The organism is Streptomyces sp. WM6386, assembly GCF_000972385.1.
GTDB lineage: Bacteria > Actinomycetota > Actinomycetes > Streptomycetales > Streptomycetaceae > Streptomyces.
The window spans coordinates 1-19959 of record NZ_JXTE01000011.1 but is presented as its reverse complement, the minus strand read 5'-3'; the positions used below and the strand labels follow the sequence as shown (position 1 = coordinate 19959).

General features: G+C 73.0%; 17 protein-coding genes. 5 read left to right on the top strand and 12 right to left on the bottom strand.

Features of this window, described 5'->3' with window-relative positions:
* Window positions 1-10: 10 nt before the first annotated feature.
* From TN53_RS09135 to TN53_RS09125, 3 genes are read right to left on the bottom strand one after another with little or no spacing between them, the layout of a single operon-like run.
* On the bottom strand, window positions 11-538 hold the full coding sequence (locus TN53_RS09135; protein ID WP_046257931.1) for a methylated-DNA--[protein]-cysteine S-methyltransferase: 528 nt from the start codon (window positions 536-538) through the stop codon (window positions 11-13).
* Between the two features lie 9 nt (window positions 539-547).
* Entirely contained in the window at window positions 548-2032 is a 1485-nt protein-coding gene (locus TN53_RS09130; RefSeq protein WP_324609608.1) for an AlkA N-terminal domain-containing protein, read from the bottom strand.
* 55 nt (window positions 2033-2087) lie between these two features.
* Complete coding sequence (locus TN53_RS09125; RefSeq protein ID WP_046257930.1) at window positions 2088-4160, bottom strand: heavy metal translocating P-type ATPase; 2073 nt, start codon at window positions 4158-4160, stop codon at window positions 2088-2090.
* 57 nt (window positions 4161-4217) lie between these two features.
* Between TN53_RS09125 and TN53_RS09120 the strand changes: the two genes are divergently transcribed.
* Window positions 4218-4574 (top strand): ArsR/SmtB family transcription factor, encoded by a 357-nt coding sequence (locus TN53_RS09120; RefSeq protein WP_046257929.1) that lies wholly within the window; start codon window positions 4218-4220, stop codon window positions 4572-4574.
* A gap of 16 nt (window positions 4575-4590) precedes the next feature.
* Window positions 4591-5742 carry an MFS transporter gene (locus TN53_RS09115; protein ID WP_046257928.1) on the top strand — a complete coding sequence of 384 codons (1152 nt, stop codon included), beginning with the start codon at window positions 4591-4593 and terminating at the stop codon, window positions 5740-5742.
* Between the two features lie 40 nt (window positions 5743-5782).
* On the opposite strand, the gene TN53_RS09110 is transcribed toward TN53_RS09115, so the two are convergent.
* A complete protein-coding gene (locus tag TN53_RS09110; RefSeq protein ID WP_159038107.1) occupies window positions 5783-7525 on the bottom strand; it encodes a SpoIIE family protein phosphatase in 1743 nt (580 codons plus the stop codon).
* Window positions 7526-7797: 272 nt separating this feature from the next.
* Here TN53_RS09110 and TN53_RS09105 point away from each other — a divergent pair, with 272 nt between their 5' ends.
* A complete protein-coding gene (locus tag TN53_RS09105) occupies window positions 7798-8337 on the top strand; it encodes a hypothetical protein (RefSeq protein ID WP_046257927.1) in 540 nt (179 codons plus the stop codon).
* A gap of 68 nt (window positions 8338-8405) precedes the next feature.
* Here the strand turns inward: TN53_RS09105 and TN53_RS09100 are convergent, their stop codons facing one another.
* The 7 genes from TN53_RS09100 to TN53_RS09070 all read right to left on the bottom strand — a co-directional run bounded on the left by TN53_RS09100 (window position 8406) and on the right by TN53_RS09070 (window position 15957).
* Window positions 8406-8915, bottom strand: a complete 510-nt coding sequence (locus TN53_RS09100) for an O-acetyl-ADP-ribose deacetylase (protein ID WP_046257926.1) — start codon at window positions 8913-8915, stop codon at window positions 8406-8408.
* A complete protein-coding gene (locus tag TN53_RS09095) occupies window positions 8912-10321 on the bottom strand; it encodes a phytoene desaturase family protein (RefSeq protein ID WP_046257925.1) in 1410 nt (469 codons plus the stop codon). Before TN53_RS09095 ends, TN53_RS09100 begins: the two co-directional genes overlap by 4 nt.
* 165 nt (window positions 10322-10486) lie before the next feature.
* Complete coding sequence (locus TN53_RS09090; RefSeq protein WP_046257924.1) at window positions 10487-11332, bottom strand: inositol monophosphatase family protein; 846 nt, start codon at window positions 11330-11332, stop codon at window positions 10487-10489.
* A 115-nt stretch (window positions 11333-11447) separates the two neighbouring features.
* On the bottom strand, window positions 11448-13274 hold the full coding sequence (locus tag TN53_RS09085) for a gamma-glutamyltransferase family protein (protein WP_046257923.1): 1827 nt from the start codon (window positions 13272-13274) through the stop codon (window positions 11448-11450).
* A 52-nt stretch (window positions 13275-13326) separates the two neighbouring features.
* Entirely contained in the window at window positions 13327-14154 is an 828-nt protein-coding gene (locus tag TN53_RS09080) for a class I SAM-dependent methyltransferase (protein ID WP_046257922.1), read from the bottom strand.
* Window positions 14155-14197: 43 nt separating this feature from the next.
* Window positions 14198-14857: a response regulator gene (locus TN53_RS09075; RefSeq protein WP_046257921.1), complete on the bottom strand. Its 660-nt coding sequence runs from the start codon at window positions 14855-14857 to the stop codon at window positions 14198-14200.
* Complete coding sequence (locus tag TN53_RS09070) at window positions 14854-15957, bottom strand: sensor histidine kinase (protein WP_046257920.1); 1104 nt, start codon at window positions 15955-15957, stop codon at window positions 14854-14856. Before TN53_RS09070 ends, TN53_RS09075 begins: the two co-directional genes overlap by 4 nt.
* Window positions 15958-16124: 167 nt before the next feature.
* On the opposite strand from TN53_RS09070, the gene TN53_RS09065 reads away from it, so the two are divergent.
* Together TN53_RS09065 and TN53_RS09060 are read left to right on the top strand one after the other, a co-directional pair.
* Window positions 16125-17129 carry a carboxymuconolactone decarboxylase family protein gene (locus TN53_RS09065; protein WP_046257919.1) on the top strand — a complete coding sequence of 335 codons (1005 nt, stop codon included), beginning with the start codon at window positions 16125-16127 and terminating at the stop codon, window positions 17127-17129.
* A 150-nt stretch (window positions 17130-17279) separates the two neighbouring features.
* Window positions 17280-17936, top strand: a complete 657-nt coding sequence (locus tag TN53_RS09060; RefSeq protein WP_046257918.1) for a hypothetical protein — start codon at window positions 17280-17282, stop codon at window positions 17934-17936.
* Window positions 17937-17961: 25 nt separating this feature from the next.
* Here the strand turns inward: TN53_RS09060 and TN53_RS09055 are convergent, their stop codons facing one another.
* The gene (locus TN53_RS09055; RefSeq protein WP_046258037.1) at window positions 17962-19458 is read right to left on the bottom strand and encodes an NCS1 family nucleobase:cation symporter-1; all 1497 of its coding nucleotides are present in this window, start codon (window positions 19456-19458) and stop codon (window positions 17962-17964) included.
* Between the last annotated feature and the right edge of the window lie 501 nt (window positions 19459-19959).

Genomic DNA, 19959 nt, shown 5'->3' with positions numbered 1-19959 from the left:
GCCGGCCGCCTCAGAACAGTGCCGCTCCCCGCTCGAAGTCCAGGAGTCGCTGCTTGCGTTCCAGACCGCCGCCGTAGCCGGTCAGGCTGCCGTCGGCGCCTACGACGCGGTGGCAGGGGACGATGATGCCGATCGGGTTCTTGCCGTTGGCGAGGCCGACCGCGCGGGAGGCGCCGGGCTTGCCGAGGGCGTCGGCGAGGTCGCCGTAGGTGCGGGTCTCGCCGTGGGGGATGCGGAGCAGCCGCTGCCAGACGCTGCGCTGGAACGGGGTGCCGTCCAGGTGCAGTTCGAGCGTGAACTCCTTCAGCTCCCCGGCGAAGTAGGCCGCCAGCTGGTCGGCCGCCTCGCCGAAGGAGCGGTCGTCGCTCCCCCGCGCTCGGCTTCGCTCGCGCGGGGGGACCCACATGCCGAAGGTCTCCTGGGGCGGGCGGTGGCGCTGGTCGGTCATGTAGAGACCGCTGAGGGTGCCGTCCGTCGCGACGAGGGTCAGCGGGCCGTACGGACTGTCGATGGTGGTGTGCTGTTTCGCTGAACTCACGGAACGTCCTTATACCGGGAGGAAGTTGATCGGGTGACTGTCGGTCGCCCACAGGTACTGGACCGCGTACGCCCGCCAGGGCCGCCAGGCCGCCGCCCGCGCGGTCAGCGCGGCCGGGGTCGACGGGAGGCCCAGCTCCTGGGCGGCCTTGCGGATGCCGAGGTCGGTGGGGAGGAAGGCGTCGGGGTCCCCGAGCGCGCGCATCGCGATGACGTCGACCGTCCAGGCGCCGAAGCCGGGCAGGGCGAGGAGGCGGGCGCGGGTTTCCGTCCAGTCGCCCTCCACGCCCAGGTTGAGTGATCCTTCGGCGAGTTGGGCCACCAGGGTGGTGAAGGTGGCCCGGCGGGTGCGCGGCATCGCCAGTGACTGCGGATCGAGGGCGGCGAGCGCCTGAGGGGACGGGAAGAGGTGCGTCAGGCCGCCCTCGGGGTCCTCCAGCGGCTCGCCGTGCGCGGTCACCAGTCGGGCCGCGTGGGTACGGGCCGCCGCCGTGGACACCTGCTGCCCGAGGACCGCCCGTACGGCGAACTCCGCCTCGTCGACCGTCCGCGGCACCCGCCGCCCCGGAGCCTTGTCGACCAGCGGCGCCAGCACCGGGTCCGTGCGCAACTGGTCGTCGATCGCGACCGGATCGGCGTCCAGGTCGAGCATGCGCCGGCAGCGGCTGATGGCGACGGTCAGGTCGCGCAGGTCGCTGAGGGTGAGGCGGCAGGCGATGTGGTCGGGGTTGGGGGTGAGCGTCACGATGCCGTGGCCGTACGGCAGTCGGAGCGTGCGCCGGTACGCGCCGTCCCGCCACTCCTCCACCCCCGGTACGGCGGTCGCCGCGAGGTGACCGAAGAGGTTGTCGGGGTTGAGAGGGGCGCGGAACGGCAGACGCAGGGTGAGGGCGCCCGGGGTGCTCGCGGGGGTGCCCTTCTTCGGTGCCCGGGTGCGCAGTTCGCTCGGCGAGAGGGCGAAGACCTCGCGCACGGTGTCGTTGAAGGTGCGGATGGAGGAGAAGCCGGCGGCGAAGGCGATCTCCGCCATCGGCAGCGGGGTCGTCTCGATCAACAGCCTTGCCGTCTGGGCGCGTTGGGCCCTGGCGAGGGCGAGCGGGCCCGCGCCGAGCTCGGCGCGGAGCTGGCGTTCGATCTGCCGGGTGCTGTAGCCGAGCCGGGAGGCGAGTCCGGGCACGCCCTCGCGGTCGACGATGCCGTCGGCGATCAGCCGCATCGCCCGGGCGACCAGGTCCGCGCGCTGGTTCCACTCGGGGGAGCCGGGGCTGGTGTCCGGACGGCAGCGTTTGCAGGCCCGGAAGCCGGCCTGCTGACAGGCGGCCGCGCTCGGATAGAACGTCATGTTCTCCGGCTTGGGCGGCACCACCGGGCAACTGGGCCGGCAGTAGATCCGGGTGGTCAGGACCGCCGTGAAGAACCACCCGTCGAACCGGGCGTCCTTGGACTGGACTGCGCGCACGCAGCGCTCGGTGTCGCTGTGCATCCCCTTCTGCATACGTTCAGCATGGTGCAGCCACCCGGCATGGGCTGGCGGGAATCCGACATCAACCTCACGCTTCCTGCGCCGTCCCGGATCGCCACGCGGATTCGCGCAGCAGCCGCAGCCCGTTCAGCCCGACCAGCACGGTCGAGCCCTCGTGACCTGCGACGCCGAGCGGCAGGGGGAGATGACCGACGAGGTCCCACACGACGAGCACGGTGATGCACGTCCCCGCGATGAGGAGATTCTGCACCACGAGGCGACGGGCGGCCCGGGACAGCCGTACGACCGCGGGCACGGCCGCCAGCTCGTCGCGCACCACGACCGCGTCCGCCGTCTCCAGCGCCAGGTCGGACCCGGCACGCCCCATCGCGACCCCGGCGTGCGCGGCGGCGAGGGCAGGCGCGTCGTTGACCCCGTCGCCGACGAACAGCACCTTGCGGCCCGCGTCCTGCATACCGCGTACGGCCTTCACCTTGTCCTCGGGGAGGAGGTCCGCGCGGACGTCACTCAGGCCGGTCGCCTCGGCGACGCGCGCGGCGGCGGACGGGTTGTCACCGGTGAGGAGGACCGGGGCGGTGCCGGTCAGCGCGGTGAGGGCGGCGGTCGCGGAGGGGGCGGCCGGGCGGAGGCGGTCGGTGAGGGCGAGGGTGCCCACGGGGGTTCGGTCGCGGGTGACGAGGACGGCGGTTTCGCCGCCGGCTGCGGTGGCGGCGAAGACGGTACCGGCGGCCGTGGCGGTGAGGTCCGTGCCGACAGCCAAGGCGTGCATACGATCGCCAAGATCGTGCATACCGTCCACGGCCGAGTGCATACGGTCGCCCGTCTCCCCCGTCCCGCCGACGAGAGCCTCCACCCCCCCGACCCTCACCACCCGCCCCTCGACCACGGCAGCGACCCCGCGCCCCGGCTCCGCCACGAAGTCCTCCGCGGCAGCGATCCGCAGCCCCCTCCCCCGCGCGGCCCCCACGATCGCCCGGGCCAACGGATGCTCACTGGGGTGTTCGGCCGCGGCGGCCAGGGCGAGCAGCCCGTCCGCGTCCAGCCCGGAATCCGGCAGCGGCCGCACGTCCGTCACCTCCGGCACCCCCTCCGTCAGCGTCCCCGTCTTGTCGAGCGCGGCCATGTCGATCTCCCCCAGCCGCTCCATCGCCACGGCCGACTTGACCAGCACACCGTGCCGGCCGGCGTTGGCGATGGCCGACAGCAGGGGTGGCATCGTCGCGAGTACGACCGCACACGGCGAGGCGACGATCATGAAGGTCATCGCCCGCAGCAGCGCGCCCGTGAGGTCGGCGCCGAAGGCCAACGGCACGGCGAACACGGCGAGCGTGGCGGCCACCACGGCCACCGCGTACCGCTGCTCGGCCTTCTCGATGAACAGCTGGGTCGGCGCCTTGGTGCGGGACGCCTCCTCGACCAGCGTGACGATGCGGGCGATGACCGAGTCGGCGGGGTCGCGTTCGACGCGGACACGCAGGGCGCCGGTGCCGTTGAGGGTGCCGGCGAAGACCTCGTCGCCGGGGCGCTTGAGCACCGGCAGCGGTTCGCCGGTGATGGTGGCCTGGTCGGCCTCGCTCGTGCCGTCGAGCACCCGGCCGTCGGCGCCGATGCGCTCGCCCGGGCGGATCAACAGGACGTCCCCGACGGCGAGTTCGGTGGTAGGGACCGTCTCCTCGGTGTCGGCGCCCGTGACCCGGGTCGCGGTGGTGGGTGCGAGATCCAGCAGGCCTCGTACCGAATCCGCGGTGCGGGCCGTGGCCAGGGCCTCCAGTGCGCCGGAGGTGGCGAAGATGACGATCAGCAGGGCGCCGTCCAGTACCTGCCCGATGGCTGCCGCACCGAGGGCGGCGACGATCATCAGCAGGTCGACGTCGAGGGTCTTGTCGCGCAGAGCCCGCAGGCCTTCCAGCGCGGGCTCCCAGCCGCCCGCCGCATAGGCGATCGCATACAGAAGCCCGTAGACCCACGACGAGCTGTCGACGACGGTATCCAGGAGCAGGCCGGCCAGGAACGACACTGTCGCCCCCAGCGCCCACCGGGCCTCCGGCAGGGCGAGGACACGGGTGCGGCGGCGTGGAGCCGTCCGGGCGGACGAAGGGGCACGGCTGGGGGCGAGGGTCGCTGACACCCGGCACACCATACAGGAACACATGAAGACTCATTCATCTGTTCATGTGCGATGAGTAAGATACCCCGCATGGGTCATGGAGCCGTCACCACCACCGACGACGAGCGGGTACGCCTCGACGCGGGCAACGTCGCGAAGGTCGCCACCACGCTCCAGGCCCTCTCGACCCCCTCCCGGCTGCTGATCCTCGCGCGGCTGCGTGAAGGCCCTTTGCCCGCAACGGAGTTGGCGTCCGAGGTGGGGATGGAGCAGTCGGCGTGTTCGCACCAGTTGCGGCTGCTGCGCAATCTCGGGCTCGTCGTCGGCGAGCGGCGCGGCCGGTCCGTCGTGTACGCGCTCCACGACCACCATGTCGCCGAGTTGCTCGACCAGGCCGTCTACCACGTGGAGCATCTGCGTCTTGGCCTCAGTGACGCCACCGAGTGAGGCGCCCGCGCGCCGGATGTGGCCGCTGTACGCGGCCGGTTTCACCACCGCGTTCGGGGCGCACGGCATCGCCGCGAACCTCGGCGGGGACAGGGAGGACGCGGTCACCTCGCTGCTGGTGCTGGGCGGGCTGCTCGCGCTGTACGACGGCGCCGAGGTCCTGCTGAAGCCGGTGTTCGGCACGATCGCCGACCGGATCGGGGCGCGCCCCGTACTGCTGGGCGGGCTGGTGGCGTTCGCCGTGGCGTCCGCGCTGTACGCCCTCGCCGACAGTCCGGGATGGCTGTGGGCCGCGCGGCTCGGCCAGGGCGCGGCCGCCTCGGCCTTCTCCCCGGCCGCCTCCGCGCTGGTGGCCCGGCTCAATCCGGCGGCCAAGCACGGGCGGGCGTTCGGGAGTTACGGCTTCTACAAGTCCATCGGCTACACGCTCGGTCCGCTGCTCGGCGGGGTCCTGGTGTGGGCGGGCGGACTGCGGCTGCTGTTCACGGTGCTGGCAGTGCTGGGGGCGTCCGTGGCGGTGTGGGCGCTGGTCGCCGTACCCGTCGTACCGCCGCTTCCCCGGGCCCGGCAGACGGTTGTCGACCTGGCGCGACGGCTGGCCGATCCGGTGTTCCTCGTGCCGACGGCCGCGCTCGCGGGGGCGACCGCCGCACTGTCGGTGGGCGTCGGGTTCCTTCCCGTATCGGGGGCGGTGGCCGGGCTCGGGACCGTGGCGACGGGTGCGGCGGTGTCGGTGCTGGCGGCGTGTGCGGCGGTCGTACAGCCGCGGGCGGGGCGGGCGTTGGACGCGGGGCGCATCACGGCGCGGGGCGGGCTCGTCGTGGGGCTGCTGCTCGCGGCGGCGGGCCTGGCCTGTGCGATGCTGCCGGGTCTGACGGGCGTACTGCTCGCCGCGGCCCTCATCGGCGCGGGCACGGGCCTGATCACCCCGCTGGGCTTCGCCGCCCTCGCCTCGGCGACCCCTCCGGAACGGCTGGGGCAGACCATGGGCGCGGCCGAGCTGGGACGTGAACTGGGCGACGCGGGCGGGCCGTTGCTGGTCGCGGGGGTGGCTGCGGCGGCGACGCTGGCCTACGGGTACGGGACGCTGGCGCTACTGCTGGCGTGCGGGCCGGCGGTGGCCGTGGTGGTGGGGGTACGACGACGGGCGGGCGCCGGACGCGGCTGACGGCCCCGAGCCGATACGGGCACCCTGTGGGCGGGCCCGCTCACGCCCCCCGCGTCCGCGCCGCCAGCAAGGCGATGTCGTCGCGCGCCGATCCTGTCGCGGCGTGCGCCAGGATTCCGTCGAGGATCTCGTCCAGGCCTCCGCCGGGCTGCAGGCGCAGTTCCGTCAGTCGGTGCAGGGAGACGTCGATGTCCTCGCCCCGGCGTTCCACGAGGCCGTCGGTGTAGAGGAGCAGGACCCCGCCCGGGATGCCCGGGCGGGTGACCGTCTCGTAGACGCCCATGCCGGTGCCCAGGGGTGGGCCGGCCGGCAGCGGGACCAGTTCGACGCGGCCGTCGGGCAGGATCCGCAGCGGTGGCAGGTGGCCGGCGTTCGCGTAGCTGACCGTGTCCGTGGCCGGGTCGCCCAACGCCAGCAGGCAGGTGGCTACGCGCTCGAAGCCGGACCCGGCGACCATGCGGTCGGCGGCGGCGAGCATCTCGTGCAGGGGCATTCCGGAGGAGGCGAGGGCGCGCAGCATGGAGCGGTAGTGGCTCATCGCGACGGCGGCCTCGACGCCGTGGCCCATGACATCGCCGATGACCAGGAGGTTGCGGCCGTGCGGAAGCGCCAGCGAGTCGTACCAGTCGCCGCCCACGACCGCGCTGTCGTCGGCCGGGAGATAGCGGGAGGCGGTCTCCAGGTCCGGGTGCGGCAGGGTCGGCTCGCTGAGCAGGGCCCGCTGGAGCTCCAGGGCCATGGTGTGCTCGCGGGTGTAGCGCTGGGCGCGTTCCATGGCGTGGGAGGCGCGCCCCGCGATTTCCTGTGCCACCACGGCGTCCTCGGCGGTGAAGGCGGGTGAGGAGCCCGCCCGGACCAGGGCGAGGACGCCCACGCTGCGGGAGTCGGTCCGCAGGGGCACGACCAGCGTGGAGTGGATCCCGGCAGCGCGGTAGCGCTCCAGCCGCTCCGCGTAGGGCCCCCTGGGCCGGACCCGGGTCGGCATGCTCGTCACGAAGGGCCGCCCGCGTTCCAGACAGCGGCGCATGGGGGACGTCGGCCCGTGGTCGTTCACGTCGTCCGGGCCCGCCAGTCCGCCGAGCCGCACCGCGAGCTCCGGCCGGGCGCTCACGGCGGCCCGCCGCATCCGCATCACCCCGGCCGTAGGGGCCCGCGGGGAGCTCACCGGTTCGTTCTCCACGACCAGCTCGACCGAGGCCCCGTCCGCGAGGTCGCGGACGGCGAAGTCGACGAGTTCCTGGCAGGTGGTCTCCAGGTCCAGCGTGGTGCCGATCCGCAGGGTGGCGGCGTGCAGCATGGCCATCCGGCCGTGGGCCCGTTCCAGCTCGTTGAGATAGCGGCGCGGCTCGGTGATCTCGACGCCGATGGCCACGAGTCCGACGATCTCGCCGCGCTCGTTCTGGAGCCGGTGGTACGTGCTGTGCCACTCCCGCGGCTCACGGGACATCCCGGCGCCCATGTCCCCGGCGATGAGGACATCGCGCGGCCGGCCGTCCCGCAGCACGGCCCGCGGCACTTCCTCCGGCCTCTCCACTCCCGGGATGACCTCGGCGAGGGTCCGTCCGAGCTGGTCCTCGGCCGGTACGCCGACGATCCGGGCCATGTGGGGGTTGACGTACACATAGCGCAGCTGCGTGTCGAGGACCGCCACGGCCGCTGCCCCGCCCTCCACGATCTCCCGCAGCACGCGGTATTCACGCCCCAGCTCCGCGGTCGCGCCCGCCAGCAGCGTCTCGACGTCCTCGGACAGCAGGGTCCGTGGGAGGGGGAAGTCCGACCCCACAGGAACCTCCCGTTCTCCAGGGCAGTGGGTCCCATGATCCGGCGGCGGCAGCCGAGGTGCACCCGGACACGCTCCGGTCGCGGCACCCTCTGACGGCGGAACGTGGGGCTGACACCCGTAAGGAGCCGCGTTCCGCGGCAAAGACCCTGGTCAGGGTCGCCGTGGGGTGGCGCTGAGGCCGGTGCGGGCGAGCTGATCGGTTTGCGGGGTGCCGGGGCGGTTCCCACCGTGGGCGCAAGAGCAGCAGCTTCCAGCGCGTCGAAAGGAACTCCATGCGCGCCCTAGTCTCCCGCGGCCTCCTCGTGCCGCCCCTGGTCTGTGCCGCACTGGTCCTCGGACCGGTCGGCACCGCCGCCGCCGTCGGCGACGCGGGCCGAGCGGTGCCGGGCCTGAGCATCAGCGAGGCCGCCCAGCGCTCCGGCGCCGAGACGGACACGCTCCTCGGCCACGACGGCGCACTGGCGCCCCTCCTCGACACGGTCGCGGACCTCGGCGAGGCGGACGGCACCCGGCTCGACCCGGAGGCGGCGGCCGCGTACGCGCAGGAGTTGCGGGCCTGGAACCTGACCGTCCAGGAGCGCCTGAAGAGCCTGGACCGTCCCGCCGACCGGTCCGTGGCCGCGGCGGCCGATCCCGTGGGTGACCTGCTGGCCTCGCTCACGTCCGCGGTCCAGGGGCTGATCAGCGCGTTGACCTCGCTCGACCTCGGCGGAGTGCTGAGCGCGGTCACCGGCCTGCTGTCCCCGGTGCTGGGACTGGTCACCGGGCTCCTCGGCGCCCTGCCGGAGGTGCCGGCGCCACCCGTGGCGTAGTGACGGTTTCGCCTGCCGGGCCGCTCGGAATCCCACCCTGGCGGCCCGGTCGCGTGCGGTCGCCCGCGTCAGCCGACCTCTGCGGCGAACACCCCGTACGCGCCCTCGTCGAACAGGACGAACCTGATCTCCTCGACCTCGGTCTTCGCGGCCCGTACCGTCTCGACGGCGATGCGGGCCGCGTCCTGCATCGGCCAGCGGTAGACGCCGGTGGAGATGGCGGGGAACGCGACGGTGCGGGCGCCGAGTTCGTCGGCTACGCGCAGGGATTCGCGGTAGCAGGAGGCCAGCAGGTCGGAGCGGTCCTCGGACCGGCTGAACACGGGTCCCACGGTGTGGATCACCCAGCGGGCGTGCAGATTGCCCGCCGTGGTCGCCACGGCGCGGCCCGTCTGCAGGCCCTTGCCGTACTGAGAGGCACGGAGCTTGCGGCAGTCCTCCAGGATCGCCGGGCCGCCGCGGCGGTGGATGGCGCCGTCGACGCCTCCGCCGCCGAGCAGCGAGGAGTTCGCCGCGTTGACGATGGCGTCGGCGCTCTCGCCGGTGATGTCGCCCTGGACGAGCGTGATGGTGGTCATGTCTGCCGCAGCCTCCTCCACACCGCTTTCGCCGCATTGTGCCCGGACATGCCGTGCACGCCCGGGCCCGGCGGGGTGGCGGACGAGCAGATGAAGACGGCCGGGTGCGGGGTGGCGTACGGGGACAGGGACAGCTTGGGGCGCAGCAGGATCTGCAGTCCGGTGACCGCGCCGGAGCCGATGTCGCCGCCGACGTAGTTGGCGTTGCGGGCGGCCAGTTCGGGCGGGCCGGCGGTGGCGCGGGCCAGGACCAGGTCGCGGAACCCCGGGGCGAAACGCTCCAGTTGGCGCTCGATGGCGTCGGTGAGGTCCCCGGTCCAGCCGCTGGGGACATGGCCGTAGGCCCAGAAGACGTGTTTGCCCTCGGGGGCCCGGGTGGGGTCCACCACGCTGGGCTGCACGGTGATCATGAACGGTTTGCCGGGGGCCGTGCCCTCCCGGGACGCCGCGCGCAGGGCGGTGCTGATCTCGGCGGCGTTCGCGCCGATCTGCACGGTGCCGGCGGTGCGGGGCTCCGGCGCGGTCCAGGGCACCGGGCCGTCGAGGGCGTAGTCGACCTTGAAGACGCCCGGGCCGTACCGGTAGCTGTCGTAGTAGCGGCCGAAGCCGGCGATGCGGGCCAGCGCGGTGGGCGAGGTGTCGAAGATGTAGGCGCGGGCGGGCGGCAGGTCGTCGAGCCGTTTGACCTCGTAGTCGGTGTGGATGGCGCCGCCGAGGTCCTTGAGGTAGGCCGCGAGCGCGTCGGAGATGGACTGGGAGCCGCCACGGGCGACGGGCCAGCCGCGTGCGTGCGCGGCGAGCGCGAAGACCAGGCCGATGGCGCCGGTGGCGAAGCCGGAGAGGGGCGCCATGACGTGCGCGACGAGACCGGCGAACAGCGCCTTGGCGCGCTCGTCGCGGAAGCGGCGCAACAGCCAGGTCGACGGGGGCAGACCGACGAGGCCGAAGCGGGCGAGGGTCACCGGGTCGCGGGGCAGCGCGGTGAGCGGCAGCGACATGAAGTCCCGGACCAGGGTGTCCCATCGGGGCAGGAACGGCTCGACCAGCCTGCGGTACGCCCCCGCGTCGCGCGGCCCCAACGAGGCGGCCGTCTCGGCGACCGAACGGGACAGCACGGCGGCGGTGCCGTCGGTGAAGGGGTGGGCCATGGGGAGGTCGGGGTGCAGCCACTCCAGGCCGTACCGCTCCAGCGGAAGGGCGCGGAACGCGGGCGAGTTGATGCCGAGGGGGTGTGCGGCGGAGCACGGGTCGTGCCGGAAGCCCGGCAGTGTGAGTTCCTCGGTGCGGGCTCCCCCGCCGACGGTGTCGCGGGCCTCGAAGAGGGCCACGGAGAAGCCGCGGCGGGCCAGCTCCACGGCAGCGGTCAGTCCGTTCGGTCCCGCACCCACCACGCATGCATCAAGCATCGACGGCACCTTCGGACCCCTTCGTCAGCCGATGGCCACTGGATCAGGATAGGACGGGGCACCGTCGGTCCCGGGTCGCGGGGGACTCGAGCGCGGGCGGTGTCCGGACGGTCACCGTCGGTGGCGCACCCCGGGCCCACGCGCACCCGCCCGTCGAGCCGTGCCTCAGACCCCGCCCGCCAGCAGCGCCACGATCCGCCGTGCCGTCGCCGCGTCCCGTGCCGTGGTGAACGGCAGGGTGTTGCCGCCGGTGATGCGGAACGGCTCGCCGGTGACGGTCAGATGGGCGCCGCCCGCCTCCTCGACGAGGAGCAGGCCCGCCGCGTGGTCCCAGGCCGCCTCCCAGGAGAAGGCGGTGGCGTCCAGCCGGCCACGGGCGATGGCGAGATACTCCAGGCCGGCGGAACCGCAGGCGCGGGGAGCGATGCCGTCCGTCCACAGTCCCAGCAGGGCGCGCTTCTGCTCGTCCGTCGTGTAGTCCGGGTGGGAGGTGGTCACTTCGAGGTCCCGGCCGGGCTCCGGCGGTCCGGCGAACAGCCGCTCGCCGTCGAGGAACGCGCCCTGGCCCCGTACGGCGGTGGCGAGTTGATCACGAGCCGGCGCGTAGATCCACGAGGCGCGCAGCACGCCGCCCTGGGCGAGCGCGACCAGGGTGCTGAAGCCGTCCTCCCCGCGCACGAACTGACGTGTCCCGTCGACCGGGTCGACGATCCAGACCGGGGCGTCGCCCCGTATCGCCTCGTACGAGGCCGGGTTGGCGTGCACCGCCTCCTCGCCGACCACGACGGAGCCGGGCAGGAGGGCGCCGAGCGCGTCGGTGAGGTGCTGCTCGGCCAGCCGGTCGGCGTCCGTCACCAGGTCGTGCGGCCCGCTCTTCTGGTCGACCTCGTGCGCGGCGAGCTGACGGAAGCGGGGCATGATCTCGGCCGCGGCGGCCTTGCGGAGGGCCTCCTCCACGTCGGCCGAGTGGCGGGCGAGAAACTCGTCGATGGTTTCCGTGTCTTCGATCATGACTCCATAAGAGCACGCCCCACTGACAATCCCCACCCGATGGGTGGACTGTGGGTGGAATCACGCTGAATACCGGGATATGGGAGCAACGGCCGGGAGTGAGCGCGGCGTGGGTTCAGCGGCCGACCGCGTACCCCTGCATCCCCCGCGGATTCGCCGCCGCCGACAGGATCCCCGTCTCCGGGTCCCGGGCGACCGCGCACAGCCGTCCCTCCGACCAGGCGTCGGCGACCGTCACGTCATGCCCGCGCCGGCGCAGCTCCTCGACGACCTCGGTGTCCGTGCGCGCCTCGACCGTCACGCTGCCGGGCCGCATGCCGCGCGGGTAGAAGGACCCCGGGAAGCTGTCGTTGTGCCAGTTGGGAGCGTCGATCGCGCCCTGCAGGTCGAGGCTTCCGCGCACCGCCGGGCGCAGCGCGACCGCGAGGAAGAAGTGCAGCTGCCACTGGTCCTGCTGGTCCCCGCCGGGTGTGCCGAAGGCCATGACGGGGAGGCCGTCGCGCAGCGCGATCGAGGGCGTGAGGGTGGTCCGGGGGCGGCGGCCCGGCGTGAGCGAGTTCGGCAGACCTTCTTCCAGCCAGGTCATCTGGAGCCGGGTGCCGAGCGGGAAGCCCAGTTCGGGAACGACGGGGTTGGACTGGAGCCAGCCGCCGCTGGGGGTGGCGGCGACCATGTTGCCCCAGCGGTCGACGACGTCGAGGTGGCAGGTGTCGCCGCGGGTGGTGCCGTCGGCGGCGACCTCGGGCTCGCCGGGCACCGGGGAGGCCGGACCCTTGGCGACGGTGGGCTCCCCCGCCCCCAGGGGGCTGGAGCCGGGGTCGTCCGTGGCGACCACGTGCGCGTGCGCGCACAGCCGGGGAGCGCGCCCGCCGGGGCTGCCGGGCCGCAGTTCGTACGAGGCCTTGTCGCCGATCAGGGCCCGCCGTCCCGCGTTGTACGCGACCGTGAGCAGCTCGTCGAGCGGCACTTCGGCCGCGTCGCCGTACCAGGCCTCGCGGTCGGCCATGGCGAGCTTGCAGCCCTCGATCAGCAGGTGGACGTAGTCGGCGGACCCGTATGCGGGCAGCTCGGCCGGGAGCAGCGCGAGTTGCTGGAGGAGCGCCGGGCCCTGGCTCCAGGGGCCGGCCTTGCAGAGCGTCCACCCCTTCCAGTCGTACGTCGCCGGGGCCTCGTACGTCGCGGACCACCCGGCGAGGTCGCCGGCCGTCAGCGTGCCGGTGTGCCGTTCCCCGCTGGTGTCCATGGTGGGTCGCCGCGCCTGCCGTACGAGCGCCTCGCCGATGAACCCGGCCCGCCAGATCTCCCGCGCCGCCTCGATCTGCGCGACCCGGTCGCCGGCCGCGTCGACCTCGGCGAGGAGCCGCTTCCAGGTGGCGGCCAGCGCGGGGTTGCGGAACAGCTCGCCGGGCCGGGGAGGCTGTCCGCCGGGCAGGTAGATCTCCGCCGACGAGGTCCACTCGGTCTCGAACAGCTCCCGGACCGTCTCGACGGTCGCCCCGACGTTGTCCACGGGCGCGTGCCCGTCCTCGGCGTAGCCGGTGGCGTACCGGAGCACCTCGGCGAGGGGCTTGGTCCCGTGATCGCGGAGCAGGAGCATCCAGGCGTCGAAGGCACCGGGGACAGCGGCCGCGAGGGGTCCCGTTCCGGGGACGAGATCCAGCCCGAGCTCCTTGTAGTGCGCGACGGACGCTCCGGCCGGGGCGACGCCCTGTCCGCACAGCACCCGTACCTCGCCGCCCGCCGGGGCGAGCAGGATCGGCACCTCACCGGCGGGCCCGTTGAGGTGCGGCTCGACCACGTGCAGCACGAACGCCCCCGCCACGGCCGCGTCGTAGGCGTTGCCGCCGTCCTCCAGCACGGCCATCGCCGACTGCGAGGCGAGCCAGTGGGTGGACGACACCATGCCGAAGGTGCCCTGGAGGGTGGGTCGGGTGGTGAACACGGGCGGACTCCTCACGGCGGGGGCGGCGCTGCGCATGATCGTACGAAGGAAGCTATGCGGGCCGTGTGCCCGCCGTGAGGAGATGTCCACTGATCCCCAGGAGCGTCGGTTCCGACTCGATGCGTCGGCTCGCCGCCAGGACGGCCTCGCGGCGTGCCGGGTCGTCCAGCCAGTCCTCGACGCCGCCCATCAGCCAGGCGGCGCCCTCCAGACCGTACTGGCCGTCCACGGTCAGCCCGGCGGCGGTGAACTCGGCGGGCGCCTCGTCGGGTCGGGCGAAGTAGGCGGTGGTGAACAGGCCGCCCTCGGTGCCGTGCCGGCCGTGGTCGCCGACCGTGTCGGTGCGGGCGCGTTGCGCCGGGTCGAAGTAGCGCTCCTCACGTAGCACGTCGTGCAGTCCCGCGAACCGGTTGATGGTCGCCGCGACCACCAGTCCGCCGGGCCGGACCGTCCGGTATGCCTCGGTCAACGCCCTTACCCGGTCGGCGCGTTCGGGCAGGTGGTACAGCGGGCCGAGCAGCAGTACCACGTCGTGGGCGGCGTCGGCGGCGGGCAGTTCGCGGGCGTCTCCGGAACGCGCGGTGACGCCGGGGATCCGTGCCGCCTGCTCCACGTGGAGCGGTACGGGATCGACGAGGTCGACCTCGTACCCGTCCCGCACCAGCCACTCCGCGTGCACCCCGCTGCCGCCGCCGACGTCCAGCACGCGGGCCGGTGCCGGGGGCAGCAGCCGTCGCAGCACGTCCTGCGTGCGCCAGAACTCCAGCCGCCCGGCGGGTGCCCCTCCGTCCCTCAGGCGGGCGTCCTCGTTGCCGCGTGCGTAGTAGGCGAGGATCTCGTCACGGACGGCGGGCCGCCGGGGCTGTGTCGTCTCTGTCATGGCACCAGGTTGCTGATCGGTGCCCGTACCACGCAACGGGAATTCACTCCCGCGCCCGCACCAGCCCCGACTCGTAGGCGAACACGACCAGTTGGGCCCGGTCGCGCGCCCCCAGTTTCGTCATCGCGCGGCTGACGTGCGTCTTGACCGTGAACGGGCTGATGACCATGTGCGCGGCGATCTCCTCGTTGGTCAGTCCCCGCGCTGCCAGGGCCGTCACCTCGCGTTCGCGAGGGGTGAGGCACTCCAGGCCGGGGGCCGTGGCGCGGTCCGGGGGTCTGGAGACGAACTCGCCGATCAGGGTGCGGGTGACCGACGGCGACAGCAACGCCTCGCCGCCCGCGACCACGTCGATCGCCTGCAGCAGGTCGGCCGGGTCCGTGTCCTTCAGCAGGAAGCCGCTGGCGCCCGCGCGCAACGCCTCGAACACATAGCTGTCGAGGCCGTAGTTGGTGAGGATCACCACGCGTACACCGGCCAGTGCGGGGTCCGCGGCGATGTGGCGGGTCGCCTCGATGCCCGTCATCACCGGCATCTGTACGTCGACCAGCGCGATGTCGGGCACCTCGGCCCGCACCAGCGCCAGGCCCTGTTCCCCGTCGGCCGCCTCACCGACCACCTCGATGCCGTCCTCGGCCTCCAGCAGGGCCCGGAAACCGGCCCGCATCAGCGCCTGGTCGTCGACGAGCGCCACCCGGATCATCCGGCCTCCCCCACCGGCAGCTCGGCCCGCACCGCGAAGCCGCCCTCCGTGCGCGGTGCGGCGTGCAGGGTCCCGCCGAGCGCCGTCACCCGCTCCCGCATGCCGGTCAGGCCGATGCCCGGCGCGAAGGGCCGGTCCGGGGCGGCGTTCCCGTCGTCCTCCACGGCCACCGTCACCTGGCCCTCCCCGTAGGCGAGCCGCACCCGCACCTTCGCCGGGCCGGCATGCCGTGCCGCGTTCGTCAGCGCCTCCTGGACGGTGCGGTACACCGCCTTCTCTACCGTCGCGCCCAGCTCGCACTCCTCGCCCGTCACCGTCAGGTCCACCGCGAGCCCGGCGGCTCGCGCCCGCTCCACCAGCAGTGCGGGCGTGCCGACGACCTCGTCGGTGCGCAGGATCTCCAGCGTGGACCGCAGTTCCCGCATGGCCTCGCCGCTCGCCTCCTGGATGGCCAGCAGGGCGGGCGGTATCTCCTCGCCCCGTTTGCGGGCGAGGTGCACCGCGACGCCCGCCTGGAGCTTGACGATCGAGATGCTGTGGGTGAGGGAGTCGTGCAACTCCCGGGCGATGCGCAGGCGTTCCTCGCCGGCCCGGCGCAGCGCCGCCTCCTCACGGGTGCGTTCCGCCTCCAGGGCGCGCTGTTCGGTCTGGCGCAGATACGCCTGCCAGTTGCGGTCGGCGAGGCCGGTCACCGCGGCGAACAGGAACCAGCCCGCGAGCAGTGCCGCGTTCTCCACGATGTCCCGGGTGGCAGGGCCCGTCGCCACGTACGCCGCCAGGTACAGCCCGCTCGCCAGCAGGGCCCAGCCGCGGTGCCCCACCCGTGCCGCCGTGTGCACGGCGGCCAGGACGGGCAGGGCGGCCGGCAGTCCCGGCTGCGCGTGCAGGACGTACGCCGCGCCGAAGGCGGTCGACACGGCCAACACCGCCCGTGGGGCCGCCCGGTAGAAGCCGAGCGCGGCCGAACTCACCGCCACCAGGCCGTAGTCCAGCCATCCCATGTCCCCGTCGAAGGCGACCGTGGTCATTGCCAACGCGCCGACCACGACCGCCAGCGCCGCGTCGGCCGGCCTGCTCTGTGTGACCATGTGCCCGCCCATGTCCGCACAGTAGAGGCCCGCGCCGACACCCGCGTCAGCCCTGTGGACAACTCTGCGACTACTCCCGCCGTAGTACGCCGAGCGCTCGTCCCGCCCAGCCGACGCAGCGTCAACTCCCTTCGGACGTACGACGACCGAGGGCTTCCACCCGGCGCACGCTGCTTCCCATGTCCACACCCTTCCGCTACACCGAGCCACAGCCGCCCAGGGCGGCCACCGGTCGCGTCGCCGAGGTCTACGAACAGCTCGCCCGCGAGTTCGGGATCGACGAACCGGTCACCTTCGTGGTCCTCTCCTCCGCCCCCGAACTCCTCGCCCCCGCCTGGGCGCTGATGCGCGAGTCGTTGATCGCGGGCCCCGGCAGCCGCACCGGCAAGGAGCTGGCGGCGCTCGGGGTGTCGCTCGCCAACCGGTGCCCGTTCTGCGTGGACGCGCACACCGTGCTGCTGCACGCCACCGGCGACCACGCCCTGGCCGAACGCCTCGCGCGCGGGGAGCGGCCCGAGAACGAGGAGCACGCGCGCGTGCTGGAGTGGGGGAAGCTGACCCGCGTACCGGGCGGCCTGGGCCCCGAGCCGTATCCGTTCCCGGGCGAGGACGCCCCCGGCTACCTCGGCACCGCGCTCGCCTTCCACTTCATCAACCGGATCGTCTCCGCGCTGGTGACCGAGAACCTGCTGCCGGGCAACGCCCAGCGCTTCCGTGCAGTCCGCAGTCTCGCGGGCCGCACACTGGCCCGCACCGTACGCCGCCCGGCCAGGCCAGGCGCCGCACTCGCGCTGCTCGACCTCCCCGACCCCGGCGAGTCCCCCGCCTGGGCGGGCGGCACGGCTGTCGGTCCCGCCTACGCGGCGCTGCTCAGGGCGGCCATGGCGGGTGGCGCCCTGCTGGACGCCGACGACCAGGATCTCGTGGAAGAGGTCCTGCTGGACTGGGACGGAGCACACCCGTCCCTCGCCCCCGACCCGTTTCCCGACCGGCGCGAGCGGCCCGGGGCCCGCCTCGCGCTGCTGGCCGCCCTCGCGCCGTACCGCATCACCGACGAGGACGTCGCCGCCTGGCGCCGCCCCGAACACGGCGACCACTGTCTGGTGCACCTCGTCGCGTACGGGGCGTTCCTGGCCGTGGACCGGATCGAATCGGCGTTCACCCGCAACTCCGTGCGGACATAACAGGACACACGACGCGTCAACAACGGGCCGCTGTCACCGCACATGTACGGAGCGAGTTGGCGCTTCCGCCCCACAGGGAGTCGTGTGACACTGGCGTCCGTCCGCAGTTTGGACACCCTTCCGCACCGTCCCCCACGGAAAAGTGCGCCTGTGCGTTCCCTTCCTCTGCCGCTCGCCCTGACCGCGCGTCTGTCCCCGGTCGTCGTGCTCGCCGCCGCGGGCTGGTCGCTCTCCTCAGGACCGGCCCCGACCGCCGACAACGACTCCGCGTCGAAGGGCGGCGGTACGCGATCCGCGTCGGCCCCGGCGACGGCGGCGGCCTCGAAGGCGTACTCCGCGGCCCCCTCGCCCTGCGGCAGCGTCTCGACGAAGAACGTCAAGTCCCTGGTTCCGGGCGCCAAGACGGCCGGCAAGGAGATCCCGTCGACGGACACGAAGCTCCGCCGCACCTGCTCCTGGAACGCGCTCAAGGGGTACGACTACCGCTGGCTCGACGTGTCCTTCGAGATCATGGACTCGGACGAAGCGGCGCAGACGTCGTACAAGGAGCGCGTCGAGGAGAAGAGCGGCGGAGGGGACGTTCCGGGCCTGGGTGACCAGGGCTACTCGGTCGTGAACCTCACCACCGAGGACAAGCAGCAGACCCGCGAGGGCACGGTCATCGTCCAGGCCTCCAACGCGCTGGTGATCGTCACCTACAACGGCAGCGACTTCGAGTCGAAGAAGGCGCCCGACACGGATGTGATCAACAAGGGCGCCATCAAGGCGGCCAAGGACGCGGTGGCAGCACTGGAGGGCGGTCAGTAGCACCGACCGCCCTCCGTTGTGGACGTCAGACCTCGATGCCCTCCTGCGCCCTGCCCGTCGGCAGCATCAGCGCGACGTACAGCACCAGTGAGGCGCCCAGGCCCACGGCCCAGCCGTAGTCGGACAGCGGCTTGAGGAACGGGATCAGACCGTCGGTCGGGAACGGCCCCGTCTTGACCCCGTCCGCGCCGACAGCCGAGTGCGACCCGCCGACCGCGAGGATGCCGCCGACCAGGAAGGCGGCGATCGCCCGCCAGTTCCAGCCGTTGGAGTACCAGTAGCGCCCGCCGGGCGTGTACAGGTCCGCCAGGTGCAGCACCGTCCTGCGCACGATCCAGTAGTCGGCGATGAGGATGCCCGCGACCGTGCCGAGCAGACCGCCGACCACACCGAGCCAGGTGAAGATGTAGAACTCGGGCGTCGAGATCAGCTTCCACGGGAAGATCAGGATGCCGACGACACCCGTGATCAGCGCGCCCGTACGGAAGTTGATGAGCTTCGGTGCCAGGTTCGCCAGGTCGTACGCCGGTGAGACGACGTTCGCCGCGATGTTCACGGAGATGGTCGCGACGAGGACGATGATCAGCGCGAAGAGGAGACCGAAGGCGTTGTCCGCCTTGGCGGCGAGCGCGACCGGGTCCCAGATCGCCTCGCCGTAGACGACCTCGGAGCCGGAGGTGACCAGCACGGCGAGGACCGCGAAGAGCGTCATGGTCGTGGGCAGACCGAGGGACTGCCCCCAGGTCTGTGCCTTCTGACTGGCGCCGAAGCGCGTGAAGTCGGGGATGTTGAGCGACAGCGTCGCCCAGAAGCCGATCATGCCCATGAGCGACGGGAAGAAGACCGGCCAGAAGTCCGGGCCCCAGCCCAGCTTGGACGGCTGGTCGAGCAGCGCGCCGAAGCCGTCCGCCTTGACCGCGACCCAGATCAGCAGCACGAGCGCGCCGACGATGACGAAGGGCGCGGCCCAGTTCTCGAAGTGCCGCAGGAAGTCCATGCCGCGGTAGATGATGGCGATCTGCAGCGCCCAGAAGAGCAGGAAGCACAGCCACAGCGGCCACGGGTTACCGGCGATCTTCCCCGCGTTCTCCCAGTGCCCGCCGGTGAGCTTGGAGCCCAGCGCGAAGATGCCGCTGCCGCCGATCCAGGTCTGGATGCCGAACCAGCCGCAGGCCACGGCCGCCCGGATCAGTGCCGGGATGTTGGCGCCGCGCAGACCGAAGGAGGCGCGGGCCAGCACCGGGAAGGGGATGCCGTACTTGGGTCCGGCGTGCCCGGTGGCCAGCATCGGCAGCAGCACGATGATGTTGGCCAGGGCGATGGTGAAGACGGCCTGCTTCCAGTCCATGCCGAGCGCGACCAGGCCGGAGGCCAGGGTCCAGCTGGGGATGCAGTGGGCCATGGAGATCCACAGGGCCGCGAAGTTGTACGTCGTCCACTTGCGCTCGGAGAGCGGTACGGGACGCAGGTCCTCGTTGGCGAAGGGACTGTCGGCGGGGTAGGCCCCGGGGCTGAGTTCGATCCGGCCGTCGGGGCCGGCGGGAGTCGGCCCCGAGGCGAACCCGTCGCAAGGACAAGGGCCGGGGCTGCTGCGGCTCCCTCTGCGGGAGGCAGCTCCGGTCCGCGAGGCGGGCACCTGCCCCCGATACCGGCTTCGGAACCACGCCTACGCTTTCGGCGGGCAGGCCAGGTTGCTTCCTGGGTTCCTCGCTCCCGGGGCAGCACGAGACCTCGGACCGTGTCATGACAGGCCGGGGTCTCGCTACGGGAGCTCGCCCGCTGTGGCCGCCCTGCTGCGTCCTCGGGGCCTGACCAGGGCGGGTCGTCGTCGACCCGGAGGGCCTGAGCGGCCGATGGGGATATGTCAGGGCGGTGTTGGGCCAGGCTGGCCGGGGTCGGTGAGCAGCAGTTCGTCCGCGCCGCTGATCTCCAACAGCCGTCGGATGGACGATGAGGCGGCGACGATGTGCAGACTGCCGGCTTCGGCGAGGGCGTGGCGGGGGCCCCGGGTTGGGGGAATTTT

Excerpts from the sequence above, each read along its gene's own strand:
- TN53_RS09130 (WP_324609608.1), bottom strand. The coding sequence starts at position 2,032 with ATGCAGAAGGGGATGCACAGCGACACCGAGCGCTGCGTGCGCGCAGTC.
- TN53_RS09125 (WP_046257930.1), bottom strand. The coding sequence starts at position 4,160 with ATGGTGTGCCGGGTGTCAGCGACCCTCGCCCCCAGCCGTGCCCCTTCG.
- TN53_RS09120 (WP_046257929.1), top strand. The coding sequence starts at position 4,218 with ATGGGTCATGGAGCCGTCACCACCACCGACGACGAGCGGGTACGCCTC.
- TN53_RS09115 (WP_046257928.1), top strand. The coding sequence starts at position 4,591 with ATGTGGCCGCTGTACGCGGCCGGTTTCACCACCGCGTTCGGGGCGCAC.
- TN53_RS09105 (WP_046257927.1), top strand. The coding sequence starts at position 7,798 with ATGCGCGCCCTAGTCTCCCGCGGCCTCCTCGTGCCGCCCCTGGTCTGT.
- TN53_RS09100 (WP_046257926.1), bottom strand. The coding sequence starts at position 8,915 with ATGACCACCATCACGCTCGTCCAGGGCGACATCACCGGCGAGAGCGCC.
- TN53_RS09095 (WP_046257925.1), bottom strand. The coding sequence starts at position 10,321 with ATGCTTGATGCATGCGTGGTGGGTGCGGGACCGAACGGACTGACCGCT.
- TN53_RS09090 (WP_046257924.1), bottom strand. The coding sequence starts at position 11,332 with ATGATCGAAGACACGGAAACCATCGACGAGTTTCTCGCCCGCCACTCG.
- TN53_RS09080 (WP_046257922.1), bottom strand. The coding sequence starts at position 14,154 with ATGACAGAGACGACACAGCCCCGGCGGCCCGCCGTCCGTGACGAGATC.
- TN53_RS09075 (WP_046257921.1), bottom strand. The coding sequence starts at position 14,857 with ATGATCCGGGTGGCGCTCGTCGACGACCAGGCGCTGATGCGGGCCGGT.
- TN53_RS09070 (WP_046257920.1), bottom strand. The coding sequence starts at position 15,957 with ATGGGCGGGCACATGGTCACACAGAGCAGGCCGGCCGACGCGGCGCTG.
- TN53_RS09065 (WP_046257919.1), top strand. The coding sequence starts at position 16,125 with ATGTCCACACCCTTCCGCTACACCGAGCCACAGCCGCCCAGGGCGGCC.